Origin of the sequence: Paenibacillus amylolyticus, assembly GCF_001570725.1 — a bacterium.
Classification (GTDB): Bacteria; Bacillota; Bacilli; order Paenibacillales; family Paenibacillaceae; genus Paenibacillus; species Paenibacillus amylolyticus_A.
Genome location: NZ_BCNV01000001.1, coordinates 2689252 through 2703307, shown reverse-complemented (window position 1 = coordinate 2703307; position 14056 = coordinate 2689252). Strand labels below are relative to the sequence as shown.

Sequence of the window (14056 nt, the reverse complement as noted above, 5' to 3'; positions counted from 1 at the left end):
TTACATTTAGCTACTATCTATTTCGTAGTGGGGGTGAAGTTGAGGGATTGGTTGTCTTCTACAAAAAGAAGAAGCGATGGGAGTTGTACATGAATTCGTTTTTACCTATCAAGTCCTGGATCGGAGTGAAAACACATGGAGTCGGAAACCGCTAAAACAACACTAACCATGACATCTTTACGTAAAGAGAGTAGATTACGAACCGCAGGAACCTTGTTCCGCAAAGACTGGCAGCTGTATTCACTATTAATCCTTCCCATCATCTACCTCATTATTTTTAAATATGGACCGATGATTGGTAATGTGATTGCCTTCAGACGCTTTGTTCCGGGGGGCAGTATATTTGGAGAAACATGGGTTGGATTAAGATACTTCAAAATGTTTATTGAAGACCCTACCTTCTGGAGAGTATTTGGTAATACGCTGATGTTGGGCGGACTCGCGTTGCTCTTTACATTCCCGGTTCCCATCATTTTTGCCTTGATGCTTAACGAAGTGAAGAGTAAACGATTCAAAAAGTTTGTACAGACCGCGTCTTATCTGCCTCACTTTCTGTCCATCGTTATCGTTGCGGGTATGATCCTGCAGTTGACAGCAGTGAATGGTTCCATTAATGGACTGGTGGCTTTTTTCACCGGAGACAATATACCTTTTATGCAGCGGGCTGAGTGGTTCAGAACAATCTACATCACGTCAGAGGTATGGCAGGGTATGGGTTGGGGAGCGATACTGTATCTCGCCGCACTGACAACCATTGATGATTCTTTGTATGAAGCTGCACGTATTGATGGTGCCAACCGCTGGAAGCAAACGATTCACGTAACGATTCCAGGAATCTTGCCAACGATTGTGACGTTGTTGATTTTGAACATGGGTAATTTCCTGGCTGTTGGATTTGAAAAAATCTTACTCTTGTACAATCCGCTGATCTACGAGACATCTGATGTGATCTCCACTTACCTGTATCGGGTCGGACTGGAATCCAGTAACTTCAGTTATGCTACCGCAATTGGCTTGTTCGAATCGCTGATCGGTCTGATTCTGGTGTTCTCCGTAAATGCCATTTCACGCAGACTGACACAAAGAAGCTTATGGTAAAGGAGGAGCACCATGCAGGAATCCAGATCTTACAAGGTATTTAAAGTATTTAATGTCATCTTTCTGCTGTTCGTGGTATTTATAACGCTCTATCCATTCTTGAATGTCGTAGCACAATCCTTCAGCAGCGAGTCCTATATTAACTCAGGCAAAGTAAGTTTGTTCCCAAGAGGATTCAATGTGGAGACATACAAGACCATCTCACGTGACAGCATGTTCTGGACCAATTATAAAAATACGATTATTTACACCGTGGTAGGTACGTTGATTTCGATGTTTATGACGACTATTTTCGCCTATGCCTTATCCAAAAAGAGGTTGATGGGCCGCAAGTTTTTGACAATGTTCGCCGTGTTCACGATGTTCTTCAGTGGTGGATTGATTCCAAACTATGTCTTGATTAATTCCCTTGGATTCAATAACACCATGTGGGCGCTTGTTGTTCCTGGAGCAATTAGCATATACAACATGCTGATCATGAAGTCATTTTTTGAAAATATGCCTGAGGAACTGGAGGAAGCCGCCTCCATTGATGGGTTGAATACCTACGGAATCTTGTTACGCATTATCTTGCCGCTGAGTAAAGCTGTTATGGCAACCATGGTACTGTTCTACGCAGTAGGTCATTGGAACTCCTGGTTCCCAGCCTTTCTGTATTTGGACAAAAAAGAACTGTTCCCGGTCACCATTTATTTGCGCAATATGATTGCTGGAGCGACCAGCGGGGCGTCTGCCGGTGCAACCTCAGCTGATAACCTGACACAGATTGCTGCCAATATTAAGTCAGTAACGATGGTATTAACCATCTTGCCGATACTCACCATCTATCCATTTGTGCAAAGATACTTTGTAACCGGTATCATGTTGGGGTCTGTTAAACAGTAATGCTTAGCAGACAGAATGATTCACATGATTAACTTTTAAAGGTAGCTTAGAAAGTTCTAAGGCAAGGTCAACCTAAACCAAATTCAGGGGGATAACCTAAATGAATCAAAAGCCACGTAAGTTTGTCGGTAAAATGGTTTTGGCAACAATGATGACCGTCGTTCTGGCTGCATGTAGTAGCGGTACTGGAGCTGGAGGTGACGTTACAGAGGTTCAGACCAACGCTGCAATGGAGACGTACAATGTAGGAGATACATTCAAGGCGACTGATCCGTTTAATCTCTCCATACTCTATAGTGATCAACCTAGTTATCCATATAAAAAAGACTGGTTGCTTTTTGATAAAATTACCGAACTGACGGGTGTTACGCTTGAGCCAACGATTGTGCCGATGAGCGATTACTCTCAGAAGAGATCTCTGTTGATTAGCTCTGGTGATGCACCACTGGTTATTCCTAAAACCTATCCAGGTGAAGAGTCTGCATTTGTATCTTCCGGTGCGATCTTGCCGATTAGCGATTATATTGATATGATGCCGAACTTCAAGGATAAAGTGGAGAAATGGGGTTTGGAAGATGAACTCGAAGGACTTCGACAGGAAGATGGAAAGTACTATGTACTTCCAGGTCTGCATGAAGAAGTATGGCCGGATTATACGCTGCTTGTAAGAACGGATGTCTTTGAGGAAAATAACATCGCTATCCCGACCACATGGGACGAATTGTATGATGCAGCCAAAAAACTGAAAGAGATCTATCCCGATTCCATTCCATTTTCGGACCGATTCCAATTCAATAGTACGTTGAACATCGCTGCTACTGGCTTTGGTACCAAGGGTGGATGGGGTTTTGGTAACGGATTGACGTATAAGGAAGATCAAGATCAATTTGTGTACACGGCTACAACACCAGAATACAAAGAGATGCTAACGTATTTTAACAAGTTGGTATCCGAAGGGCTGCTCGATAAGGAAAGTTTTACACAGGATGATGATCAGGCTGTACAGAAATTTGTATCCGGCAAATCATTCATGATTAATGGTAATTCCCAAACGGTTGTATTGCACAGAAATGATATGAACAAAACGCTCGGAGAGGGTAAATTCTCGGTTGCGAAGATTACAGTACCAGGTGGGCCAAAAGGGCAGTTGATGTCAGGGTCCAGACTTGAAAACGGTGTCATGATATCTGGGAAAATTCAAAAGAGTGAAAATTTCAAAGCCATTATGCAATTTGTTGATTGGCTATATTACAGTGATGAAGGTCAAGAGTTTGCCAAGTGGGGCGTAGAAGGCGAAACATTCACTAAAGAGGGCGGAACACGTAAATTGGTAGAAGACGTGAATTACAATGGTTTGAATCCAAAAGGCACGAAGGATCTGCGTATTGACTTTGGCTTCTCTGGTGGTGTATTTGCCTACGGAGGTACCACAGATCTGCTGCAATCGATGTTTAGTGAAGAAGAGTTGAAGTTCCAGCAAGACATGAAGGATACCAAGGAAGTTATCCCGGCAGAACCACCAATTCCATACTCTTCCGAGGACCGTGAACGGGTGACACTTCTGAGTACACCACTGAAAGACTACTCTGACCAGAATACACTTAAATTTATATTGGGTGAACGGAACTTGTCTGAATTCGATACGTTTGCCAAAGAACTGGACAGTCAGGGGCTAACCAATTATCTGAAGCTGGCCAATGACACGTACAAAGCCTACAAAGAAAACAAGCAATAACATAGTTGATGCTGGCCGAATTACCGTTTCACGCCGATATTTAAGTGGAACGGTAATTTGTGCTAAGATAAATGAATACGGCTGAGAGAAAGAGGTCTAGGCATGTCACTTAATCAAAAAATTAGAGGCTCTACCCGGGCATATTCATATAACCTGTTAAAAGAACGAATTCTTCATCTGGAACTTAAGCCGGGTACCAAGATTTCAGAGAAAGAGATTGCAGATGAACTGCAGGTGAGCAGAACACCTGTGCGAGAAGCATTCATGAAGCTTGCTGAAGAAGAACTGCTGGACATTATTCCACAGAGTGGAACGATCGTCTCGCATATTAATCTCGAGCATGTGGAAGAAGGCAGGTTTATGCGGGAAAAGATGGAGAAGGAAATCGTGACGTTGGCTTGCGCTTCTTTTCCTGAAGAGTACCGATTCAGACTCGAAACCAACATTGCTATGCAGGAAGTATGTATAGGAAAAAACAATTTCTATCGACTGTTCGAACTGGATGAAGAGTTTCATCAGATTTTGTTTCAGGGCACAGGTAAGCTGAGAACGTGGAAAATGTTGCAACAGCTGAATATTCCGTTTAATCGGTTGCGTTTATTACGTCTAGCGGAAGACTCCAACCTGGAGGTCATTATCTCTCAACACAAAGAGATTTATCGCCTTATCACAGAGCGCAAGACGGAGCAAGCGGTTCAGGTGATGGAAGCTCATCTCAGACTGGTTGTTATTGAACAGGAATCGATAAAAGCGAAATACCCGCATTATTTTATATAATGCACCGATGTTGTATAATACCCTCCATATGCATATGCGAAAACCCCTGTTCAATTGAACAGGGGTTTTGGTTAAGCAAGTCGTCACACGAGAGTGTTAGGCTTGTTTGATAAATGTAGGATCAGGGTATGGATCTGCAATCCAGCCATCTTTTTCGATGAACAGACGTACAGCAATAATTTGTTTGTTCTCCATTAAAGTGAAGAAGTGCGGTGTATTCTCAGGTACAGAGATGACGTCTCCAGGAGACAGTTCTACATTAAAGTAGCCCACATCATCTGTAGCTTTGATAACAAAGATTCCTTTACCAGCGACAATCGCCCGGATTTCATCTTCAGCGTGGGTGTGGATCTCTTCGAACTTGGCCAGCTTTTCTTCGATATCTGGTGTTTGTTCAGACAGCGTGATGACATCCCAGATTTGGTATCCGCGACGTGCAGCCAAATCTCTGATTTCATAATCGTAAGTTTCCAAAACTTCGGCTTTCTGATCATCAGTCAATCCAAAGTTATTTTGCAGATCCGTGTTCAGTTTGGATGCGTCCCACTTCTCATATAATACTTCGTATTTGTTCAAGAAATTTCGAACGTTTTCGTCACCAGTGATGCGTTCGTTCGTATTTCGGATAACAATTTCAGCCATGTTCTTTCCCTCTTTTCCACTTGGTTTAATTGAATTATATCGGATTGCTCTGTTTTTGTCGATTCTCAAATTCCGTTCATATTCGAGCAAACCCGCCATCTTTCGGGAGAAAACCCGATCTTTCACATTAAGTTAGTTTCTGTTAAACTAAGATTTAACGTTTTGCGGGGGTGAAGATATTGGATAAGATTAGTCTACACGAAGCATTAAAACAACGAATATTAATCCTCGACGGTGCAATGGGGACCATGATTCAACAAGTTGATCTGACTGGCGAAGATTTTGGTGGCGAAGATTTGGATGGATGTAATGAAATGTTGGTGCTTACTCGTCCAGAGCTGATCCAGCGCATTCATGAAGAGTATCTGGAGGCCGGCGCCGATTTAATTGAAACCAATACATTTGGTGCGACATCTGTCGTGCTTGCTGAATACGATATTCAGGATCGGGCACGCGAGATCAACCTCGAAGCAGCCAGAATTGCGAAAGCTGCGGTTGATCGTTTCTCTACACCGGAATCTCCACGTTATGTGGTAGGTGCGATGGGACCAACAACCAAAACACTGTCTGTAACTGGAGGCGTAACGTTCCAGGAACTTATCGACAGTTATTTGGAGCAAGCGCTTGCTTTAATAGAGGGAGGCGTTGATGCGCTACTGCTTGAAACCTCACAGGATACCCTCAATGTAAAAGCAGGCAGCATTGGAATTCAGCAGGCCTTCGAACAGAGTGGTGTCACACTGCCCCTGATGATATCAGGAACGATAGAACCGATGGGAACGACCCTTGCGGGTCAGAACATCGAATCCTTTTATATATCCTTAGAACACCTTAACCCAATTTCGGTGGGACTAAACTGTGCTACAGGTCCGGAGTTCATGCGTGATCACATTCGTTCGCTTTCCGGAATGGCATCGGTTGCCGTTAGTTGTTACCCGAACGCAGGACTTCCTGATGAGAACGGTAATTACCATGAGTCACCAGACTCGCTTGCTCAGAAGATTGGTGCTTTTGCCGAACAGGGCTGGTTGAATATCGCTGGTGGATGTTGCGGGACAACCCCTGCACATATTCGGGCTATGCGCGATACACTTGCCCAGTACCCCCCAAGAGAAATGAACGGAACACATCCACCTGCGTTGTCCGGTATAGAACCGATCTATATCGAGCAGGACAATCGTCCATACATGGTTGGTGAGCGTACGAATGTATTGGGCTCACGGAAATTTAAACGGCTTATTGTAGAAGGCAAATATGAAGAAGCTTCAGAAATTGCTCGTGCTCAAGTGAAAAATGGAGCGCACATTGTCGACGTGTGTGTACAAGACCCGGACCGCGAAGAGTCTGAAGACATGGTGAAGTTCCTTGAACTGGTTGTGAAAAAAGTAAAAGTACCACTTATGATCGATACAACAGATGCTTCCGTAATCGATCTGGCCCTCCAGTACTCTCAAGGTAAAGCGATAATTAACTCCATTAACCTTGAGGATGGCGAAGAGAAATTTGAGCTGATCACGCCGTTGCTTCATAAGTACGGTGGTGCGGTTGTCGTCGGAACGATTGATGAACGGGGTCAGGCGATTAGTAGGGAGGACAAACTGGACGTAGCCAAACGCTCTTACGATCTGCTGGTGAACAAGTATGGACTGAAACCAGAAGACCTCATTTTCGATACGTTGGTGTTCCCGGTAGGTACGGGAGATGAACAGTACATCGGTTCAGCCAAAGAAACCATTGAAGGTATAAGAGTGATTAAGGAAGCGATGCCAGAATGTCATACGATACTCGGGATCAGTAACATTTCATTCGGACTGCCAGAAGCAGGCCGTGAAGTGCTGAACTCTGTATTTTTGTATGAATGTACCAAAGCAGGTCTCGACTATGCCATCGTAAACACAGAGAAACTGGAGCGTTATGCGTCCATTCCGGAAGAAGAACGCAGACTCTCGGAAGAGCTTTTATATAATACGAATGATGAAACACTGGCGGCGTTTGTAGCGGCGTTCCGTAACAAGAAGGTTGAGAAGAAGGAAAAAATCTCGAATCTTTCATTAGAAGAGCGTCTTGCTTCATATGTTGTGGAAGGAAGCAAAGAAGGATTGCTGCCGGATCTCGAACAGGCACTTGCCAAATACACAGCACTTCAAGTGATTAACGGTCCGCTGATGCGGGGTATGGAGGAAGTAGGTCGTCTCTTTAACAACAATGAGTTGATTGTAGCTGAGGTGTTGCAGAGTGCGGAAGTGATGAAGGCTTCTGTAGCATATCTGGAGCAGTTCATGGAGAAGAACGAAACCTCGGTTAAAGGCAAAATCATTCTGGCCACGGTCAAGGGCGATGTGCATGATATTGGTAAGAACCTGGTAGAGATCATCCTGTCCAATAACGGTTACCGTATCATTAATTTGGGTATAAAAGTACCACCAGAACGTATCATTGAGGCATACCGAGAAGAAAAAGTCGATGCGATCGGCCTCTCGGGTCTATTGGTAAAATCAGCGCAACAGATGATTCTTACCGCTCAGGATTTGCGAACAGCAGGTATTGATGTGCCTATTATGGTTGGCGGAGCGGCGTTGACACGTAAATTCACCAAAAATCGTATCCGTCCTGAATATAACGGAATGGTTGTGTATGCTAAAGATGCGATGGATGGTCTGGATCTGGCGAACAAATTGATGAATCCCGTTACACGTGAAGCGATGCAACTGGAGATGGAAGCTGAAAAAGAAGCTGATGCTTCAGGTGCTGTAGCTGTTCAGGCTCTTCCAGAGCTTACGCGAGTGGAGCGTTCGGATATTGCTGTAGATAATCCGGTTCTTGTACCGCCTGATCTGGAGCGGCATACGATGCGCAACTATCCGTTATCACATATCCTGCCATACGTGAACATGCAGATGTTGCTTGGACACCATCTGGGGTTGCGCGGTTCAGTAGAACAACTGCTTGCTTCAGGAGACAAGAAGGCTACCGATCTGAAAGCAGTCGTGGATGATATCATGCAAGAGGCTGTGCGTGACGGGATTATTCAGGCGCATGCCATGTATCGTTTCTTCCCGGCACAGTCCAGCGGTAACAGCATCATTATCTATGATCCAAAGGACACCAGCAATATCTTGCATACCTTTACGTTCCCACGTCAAAAAGTCGAGCCGTTCCTGTGCCTGTCCGACTTCCTGAAGCCTGTTGAATCCGGTCAAATGGATTACGTTGGTTTTATGGTTGTTACTGCGGGACACGGCGTGCGTGAACTATCCACTGCGTGGAAAGATCAAGGGGATTACCTTCGCTCGCATGCTCTGCAATCCGTAGCGCTTGAAGTAGCAGAGGGATTAGCTGAGCGTGTGCATCATATGATGAGAGATATCTGGGGATTCCCTGATTCTGCTCAGATGACCATGAAGCAACGTCATGGGGCACGTTATCAGGGAATCAGGGTATCCTTTGGATATCCGGCTTGTCCGGATCTGGAAGATCAAGGGCCGTTATTCAAGTTGCTACAGCCTGAGGATATCGGTGTGGAATTGACGGAAGGTTTCATGATGGAACCTGAAGCATCTGTATCAGCGATGGTGTTCAGCCATCCGCAAGCCAAGTATTTTAACGTAGAAAAGGCATAAATCAGTAGAGTGTCAGGCAAAGCCCTCCGCATTGTCGGAGGTTTTTTGCTGGCAACAGAAAGAGGTGCGATCCAGAATGGAACTATATTTCCTGGGAACTAATGCTGGTGTACCTACGCTTCAACGGAATGTAACTTCCATTGGGCTACGCATGTTGGATGAACGCAGAGCTTTGTGGTTGTTTGACTGCGGGGAAGGAACGCAGCACCAGATTTTAAGTTCTCCGCTTAAACTAAGCAAATTGGAGAAAATATTCATTACTCACCTGCATGGTGATCATGTATTTGGACTTCCAGGACTGCTTTCAAGCAGAGCCAATCAAGGTGGTACCACACCATTAACGGTATATGGTCCGCCAGGTACGGATCGAATGATTAGTACAACAATGGAGCTTAGCCAATCCCGGGTGAACTATGATTTGAATATCGTGGAACATACGGGCGGCGTACTCTTTGAAGATGACAGTTTTATCGTGGAAGCTGCTTTGCTTGAGCATCGGATTGACAGCTATGGATACCGGATCACGGAAAAAGATCGTCCAGGCAGCCTGGACCCAGCCAAATTGGCGGAATATGGTTTGAAACCAGGCCCATTGTTCGGCCGACTGAAACGTGGAGAAACCATTACGCTGGATAACGGTCAGTCGCTTCGTCCAGAAGATGTATTGGGAGCGCCAAAACGCGGCATGGTGATCACCATATTGGGTGATACTCGTCCATGTGACAATGTACAGCCTCTGTCCATCAATGCAGATGTACTTGTACATGAAGCTACATTCATGCATGATCTGGCCGATACAGCGTATGAGTACTATCATAGTACTTCAAAACAAGCGGCAGAAGCGGCTAGAGCAGCGAATGTCGGGCAATTGATCATGACTCACTTCAGCTCTCGTTATAAAGATGAAGATCAACTGCAGCCACTTTTGGAAGAAGCACAGTCCGTATTCCCCAATACCAGACTTGCGAACGAACACCAGCTTATTCCTGTCGTGCATCGCAAGCAAGAATCTTAACCATCAATGCGAACCAGTGCACGGCTAAACACGTCATATGAAGAACCGGGTATTTGCACGGGACTGAGGGAGAAGAACTCCCGCGGTCCCTTTTGCAATCTGGTCAGAAAGCGTGTAGGATGGGCAATATGAAGAGGGAAATGATTCAAATTATTTTCCGGGAAAGCGCAGGAAATGACAAGCTTGTACAGAAGACGCGCGAGCTAAACCGTCGGTGTTCGATCCGGTTCGACTTGTTGCGTGCACATGTCAGCAAGCCATTATTTTTTGCCTGAATACATAGGTTAGCGGTCAAGTTCGAGGTAAATGATTAAGGACATGAAACGTTAATGGAATAAAGAAAGGAAGTGCTGTGTGTGATTAACGCCTATCTGATTGATTTGGATGGTACGCTCTATCATGGCAGACATCGTATCGAAGGAGCCGATCAGCTTATTCGAACACTGCAAGAGCTAGGAAAGCCGTATTTATTCGTAACCAATAATTCTTCTCGCACTCCACAAGGTGTGGCAGATCATCTGAACGGGATGGGTATACCTGCCGACGCGTCTCAGGTATGTACTTCTGCTGTGGCGGCTGCTGAATATGTCGCTGAAGAGTCCCCGGGTGCAAAAGTGGCATGTATTGGAGAAGCAGGACTGTTGCAAGCCATAGAAGAAGCTGGATTACAACTGACAGAAGAAGCACCGGATTACGTGATACAGGGGATTGATCGTGAATTTTCCTATCAGAAACTGACCAAGGCGCTAAGGTGGATTAATGCGGGATCAAAATTCATCATGACCAACCCTGATCTGCAGCTCCCTTCGGATGACGGATTGACGCCTGGAGCCGGAACTATTGGAGCAGCGATTGAAGCGGCAACCGGAGTTCATCCTACCGTTATTGGCAAGCCATCGAGTGTTATAATGAAGTCAGCCATTAGCCGGCTGAACCTGGCATCTAATGAAGTGGCCGTGATCGGAGACAACATGCGTACCGATATTGCAGCTGGAGTGGCAGCAGGGTGTGAGACACTGCTGGTACTTACCGGTGTGACAACACGAGATAATATGGATGGACACATTCAAGCAGCCAAGGCTCGACCTGATCATGTGTTTGAAGATTTGCATAAATTGATGGAGTGGCTGTCGCAACAGACAGACTAAGCTTCCAAAAAGGGGTAATGTATGATGCCGGAACTGCCGGAAATGGAAAACTACCGGACCTTGCTGTCCGAGAAAATACTTGATCTACCAATTACAGGTGTTGTGATTAATCGCGATAAAACGATAAACACGGAGCCTGATCTGTTCATCAGTGAACTTACAGGCAATCGCATCATATTTGTTGAGCGCCGAGCGAAGCATCTGATTTTCCACTTGGCTAATGGCAAACGTCTGGTGCTGCACCTCATGTTGGGTGGTATGATTTTCTGGGGCACGGAAGAGGAGCGCCCTGATCGTTCCACACAGGTGGAAATCCAGTTTGGCGATCACATTTTATTCTTTATCGGGCTGCGCTTGGGTTATTTGCACCTGCTTACTTCGAAAGAAACGGAAGAGGCGATGTCTGATCTTGGACCTGAACCTTTGGATCGACGGATGAACCTAGAACGTTTTGCTTCTCTGTTGAAAGGGCGTCGCGGTACGCTCAAGACAACGTTGGTAAACCAGCATATTATTGCGGGGATCGGCAACTGTTATTCGGATGAAATTGCCTTTGCTGCCGGTCTGAGACCAAGCTCCAAAACGCAGAACATCGCGACTTCACCAGAGCTGACGGAGCGCTTGTTCCATTCGATGCAGTCCGTGTTGCGCGAAGCAGCTTCTGAGGGCGGTTATATGGAAATGCCACTAATGCAAGGGGACACCAAGACAGGAAGCTTTGACGAGCAATGTCGGGTGTACGATCGGGAAGGCGAGACTTGTCCGCGCTGCGGGGGAACGATTGAACGAGTGGAAATTACGGGCAAGAAGGCGTTCTTCTGTCCGAAATGCCAGCATGAGGCTTAAAACCGGAATCGGGGCACATGTCAGCACCAGAGGCGGATTTCTCCAGGCAGCCAAGAGAGCTTACGAGATGGGGGCAACGGCATTTCAGTATTTTCCGAAGAACCCGCGTAGCCTTGGTCTGAAAATTCTGGATCTCAAGGATGCTGAGCAGTGCAGGGATTGGTGTGAACAGCAGGGTCTTGCTTCGATTGCACATTCACCCTATCCCACGAATCCGGCGTTGGGCATGACCCGTGGAGAGGCGGGTTTTCATGCTACAATAGCTTCTATTCGCAATGACCTTGAAATTTCGAATGCTTGCGGTTCTGTCGGGACGGTAGTCCATTTTGGACATATCAAAACGAATGATCCGCTGGAGGGCTATCAAAACCTCATTCATTGTCTGGATACTGCCTTAGAGGATTGGGATGGTCATTCGAAAGTTTTGCTTGAAAATCAGGCAGGTGATCATGGCCCGATGGGCACGACAATGGAAGAACTGATACAGATTCGCAAATTAAGCCGATATCCGGAGCATATTGCTTTTTGTTTTGACACATGCCATGCTTTTGCTTCAGGTTTGTGGTCGTCAGGCAACGAAGAGTCGATGCTCGATAAGGGCAGGATGCTCGGATACTGGGATCATGTTGCTGCTGTACATTTTAATGATTCCAAGTATGCGTCCGGTTCGTGTAAGGATAGACATGCGAGGATCGGACAGGGTTATATCGGAAATGAATCAATGAAAGCATTGTTAAATGCGCCTGAGTTCCAAAAATCGGTTATTGTGCTCGAGACAGAACCAGGCGAAGATGGAACGCACCATGATGATATAGCGCTCATGCGTTCCTGGTTATAATGGGGAGAGGAGCGATTGTATGCATGTTTTTTTGGATGACTATCGGGCGTGTCCGAAAGGATTTGTTCTGGCAACGAATGCAGAAGAGTGCCTGATGCTGCTAAGAGAAGGTGACGTAGACATTTTGTCTTTGGATTATGAGCTTGGTCCTGATTCACCCAATGGCGGTGAGGTTGCGGCATCCATTGTACGAGAAGGTTTATTTCCGCGTGAAATCTTTTTGCATACGTCCAGTATGTTTGGGAAACGCCAGATGTACGAGTTGTTATATAGCAATAAACCGGATTCGGTAACCATTCATAATGGTCCAATGACGGGTGAGGTCATGCTGCGTGTTGCTGCGGGAGAAGAAAGTTAATGAAGCCAATTACATCCAAAATGTTAATGCGCGGCGTATGGGAAGGTATGCCACAGGCTGTATTTATATATACCCCTCTATGTGGGACGTGTGCGGCAGCCCGGCGTATGCTGGAGGTCGTTGAGCACATGCTGCCGGAAGGTATTTTATCCGAAATGAACATTCATGACATTCCTGAACTTGTACAACAATTTCAAATTTCAAGCGTGCCAGCAGTGATGCTGTTTGACGGCCAGCAAGATGTTCCAAAAATGGTTTATCGGATGAGCTCTGTGGAGCATTTACTCTCGGAGATCCGGAAGGCGGTGCTGAAATGAGTATAATTTCGATGGAACATGTCTCACTTCGACGAGAAGAAAATCAGATTTTGGATAACGTACATTTGCGTATTGAACAAGGCGAACATTGGGTTATTCTGGGTCGGAATGGTTCTGGCAAAACAACGTTGCTGGAAATGATGAACGGATATATGTTTCCAAGCCAGGGACGCATTGAAGTACTCGGTAATCTGTATGGACAATGTGACGTCAGGGAAGTACGTAAGGAAATCGGTTATATCAGCCAAACGTTGATTGAGAAACTTACACCGAGAGATCCGGTATGGGAGGTTGTCGCTACAGGAGCTTATGCTTTTTTGCGTTTTTATCAGACAATTCCTGATGAAGTCAAGGCAAAGGCAATGAGTTTGCTAGATGACATGGGCTTTGCCAACCTGGCCAACAACCCTCTTGGAACGCTATCCCAAGGGGAGCGCAAAAAAGTCATGCTCGCTCGTTCACTAATGGCTAAGCCCAAATTGCTGATTATGGACGAGCCTTGTGCCGGGCTAGACTTATATGAACGTGAGAAAATGCTGGCCGAGATTGATCGTCTGCGCCAGCGTAACATTACAGTTGTGTACGTAACACATCATGTTGAAGAGATCGTACCTTTATTTACGCATGTGGCCTTGATCCGCGATGGATGTATTGCGGCGGCTGGCCCGAAGCATGAAGTTTTGACACAAGATACAATTAAGCATACGTACGATGTCCCGGTCGATATCCAGTGGGATGACGGTCGCCCGTGGATACGCGTACGTTCTGGAGGGTAAC

The 14056-nt window shown here is 45.7% G+C and carries 14 protein-coding genes; 13 read left to right on the top strand and 1 reads right to left on the bottom strand.

Translation table 11 applies throughout. The annotated features are described in order from the left end of the window. Window positions 1-168 precede the first annotated feature (168 nt). From PAHA3_RS11815 to PAHA3_RS11800, 4 genes are all read left to right on the top strand, one after another. On the top strand, window positions 169-1098 hold the full coding sequence (locus tag PAHA3_RS11815; protein WP_371327936.1) for an ABC transporter permease: 930 nt from the start codon (window positions 169-171) through the stop codon (window positions 1096-1098). Window positions 1099-1110: 12 nt separating this feature from the next. Next, entirely contained in the window at window positions 1111-1983 is an 873-nt protein-coding gene (locus tag PAHA3_RS11810; RefSeq protein WP_036613592.1) for a carbohydrate ABC transporter permease, read from the top strand. 100 nt (window positions 1984-2083) lie between these two features. Continuing rightward, the gene (locus PAHA3_RS11805; RefSeq protein WP_062834907.1) at window positions 2084-3718 is read left to right on the top strand and encodes an ABC transporter substrate-binding protein; all 1635 of its coding nucleotides are present in this window, start codon (window positions 2084-2086) and stop codon (window positions 3716-3718) included. Between the two features lie 102 nt (window positions 3719-3820). Then, the gene (locus PAHA3_RS11800; RefSeq protein WP_062834906.1) at window positions 3821-4495 is read left to right on the top strand and encodes a GntR family transcriptional regulator; all 675 of its coding nucleotides are present in this window, start codon (window positions 3821-3823) and stop codon (window positions 4493-4495) included. Between the two features lie 96 nt (window positions 4496-4591). On the opposite strand, the gene PAHA3_RS11795 is transcribed toward PAHA3_RS11800, so the two are convergent. Next, a complete protein-coding gene (locus tag PAHA3_RS11795; RefSeq protein ID WP_062834905.1) occupies window positions 4592-5137 on the bottom strand; it encodes a cupin domain-containing protein in 546 nt (181 codons plus the stop codon). A gap of 179 nt (window positions 5138-5316) precedes the next feature. Here PAHA3_RS11795 and metH point away from each other — a divergent pair, with 179 nt between their 5' ends. The 9 genes from metH (at window position 5317) to PAHA3_RS11755 (ending at window position 14055) form a co-directional block, all read left to right on the top strand. Continuing rightward, a complete protein-coding gene (metH, locus tag PAHA3_RS11790; RefSeq protein WP_062834904.1) occupies window positions 5317-8757 on the top strand; it encodes a methionine synthase in 3441 nt (1146 codons plus the stop codon). A gap of 76 nt (window positions 8758-8833) precedes the next feature. Next, window positions 8834-9772 (top strand): ribonuclease Z, encoded by a 939-nt coding sequence (gene rnz / locus PAHA3_RS11785; RefSeq protein ID WP_062834903.1) that lies wholly within the window; start codon window positions 8834-8836, stop codon window positions 9770-9772. A gap of 128 nt (window positions 9773-9900) precedes the next feature. Continuing rightward, window positions 9901-10047 carry a hypothetical protein gene (locus tag PAHA3_RS30440; protein WP_167350880.1) on the top strand — a complete coding sequence of 49 codons (147 nt, stop codon included), beginning with the start codon at window positions 9901-9903 and terminating at the stop codon, window positions 10045-10047. 81 nt (window positions 10048-10128) lie between these two features. Beyond that, window positions 10129-10920, top strand: coding sequence for a TIGR01457 family HAD-type hydrolase (locus PAHA3_RS11780; protein ID WP_062834902.1), 792 nt, complete (start codon window positions 10129-10131; stop codon window positions 10918-10920). Window positions 10921-10944: 24 nt separating this feature from the next. Further along, entirely contained in the window at window positions 10945-11766 is an 822-nt protein-coding gene (locus PAHA3_RS11775; protein WP_062834901.1) for an Fpg/Nei family DNA glycosylase, read from the top strand. Further along, window positions 11756-12604 carry a deoxyribonuclease IV gene (locus PAHA3_RS11770; protein ID WP_062834900.1) on the top strand — a complete coding sequence of 283 codons (849 nt, stop codon included), beginning with the start codon at window positions 11756-11758 and terminating at the stop codon, window positions 12602-12604. The genes PAHA3_RS11775 and PAHA3_RS11770 overlap by 11 nt, the downstream gene beginning before the upstream one ends. A gap of 19 nt (window positions 12605-12623) precedes the next feature. Further along, on the top strand, window positions 12624-12962 hold the full coding sequence (locus PAHA3_RS11765; RefSeq protein ID WP_062834899.1) for a cyclic-phosphate processing receiver domain-containing protein: 339 nt from the start codon (window positions 12624-12626) through the stop codon (window positions 12960-12962). Then, on the top strand, window positions 12962-13279 hold the full coding sequence (locus tag PAHA3_RS11760) for a thioredoxin family protein (RefSeq protein ID WP_062834898.1): 318 nt from the start codon (window positions 12962-12964) through the stop codon (window positions 13277-13279). The genes PAHA3_RS11765 and PAHA3_RS11760 overlap by 1 nt, the downstream gene beginning before the upstream one ends. A gap of 2 nt (window positions 13280-13281) precedes the next feature. After that, window positions 13282-14055, top strand: coding sequence for an ABC transporter ATP-binding protein (locus tag PAHA3_RS11755; protein ID WP_062836080.1), 774 nt, complete (start codon window positions 13282-13284; stop codon window positions 14053-14055). Window position 14056 lies beyond the last annotated feature (1 nt).

Excerpts from the sequence above, each read along its gene's own strand:
- PAHA3_RS11795 (WP_062834905.1), bottom strand. The coding sequence starts at position 5,137 with ATGGCTGAAATTGTTATCCGAAATACGAACGAACGCATCACTGGTGAC.
- rnz (WP_062834903.1), top strand. The coding sequence starts at position 8,834 with ATGGAACTATATTTCCTGGGAACTAATGCTGGTGTACCTACGCTTCAA.
- PAHA3_RS11805 (WP_062834907.1), top strand. The coding sequence starts at position 2,084 with ATGAATCAAAAGCCACGTAAGTTTGTCGGTAAAATGGTTTTGGCAACA.
- PAHA3_RS30440 (WP_167350880.1), top strand. The coding sequence starts at position 9,901 with ATGAAGAGGGAAATGATTCAAATTATTTTCCGGGAAAGCGCAGGAAAT.
- PAHA3_RS11770 (WP_062834900.1), top strand. The coding sequence starts at position 11,756 with ATGAGGCTTAAAACCGGAATCGGGGCACATGTCAGCACCAGAGGCGGA.
- PAHA3_RS11800 (WP_062834906.1), top strand. The coding sequence starts at position 3,821 with ATGTCACTTAATCAAAAAATTAGAGGCTCTACCCGGGCATATTCATAT.
- PAHA3_RS11815 (WP_371327936.1), top strand. The coding sequence starts at position 169 with ATGACATCTTTACGTAAAGAGAGTAGATTACGAACCGCAGGAACCTTG.
- PAHA3_RS11765 (WP_062834899.1), top strand. The coding sequence starts at position 12,624 with ATGCATGTTTTTTTGGATGACTATCGGGCGTGTCCGAAAGGATTTGTT.
- PAHA3_RS11760 (WP_062834898.1), top strand. The coding sequence starts at position 12,962 with ATGAAGCCAATTACATCCAAAATGTTAATGCGCGGCGTATGGGAAGGT.
- PAHA3_RS11810 (WP_036613592.1), top strand. The coding sequence starts at position 1,111 with ATGCAGGAATCCAGATCTTACAAGGTATTTAAAGTATTTAATGTCATC.
- PAHA3_RS11775 (WP_062834901.1), top strand. The coding sequence starts at position 10,945 with ATGCCGGAACTGCCGGAAATGGAAAACTACCGGACCTTGCTGTCCGAG.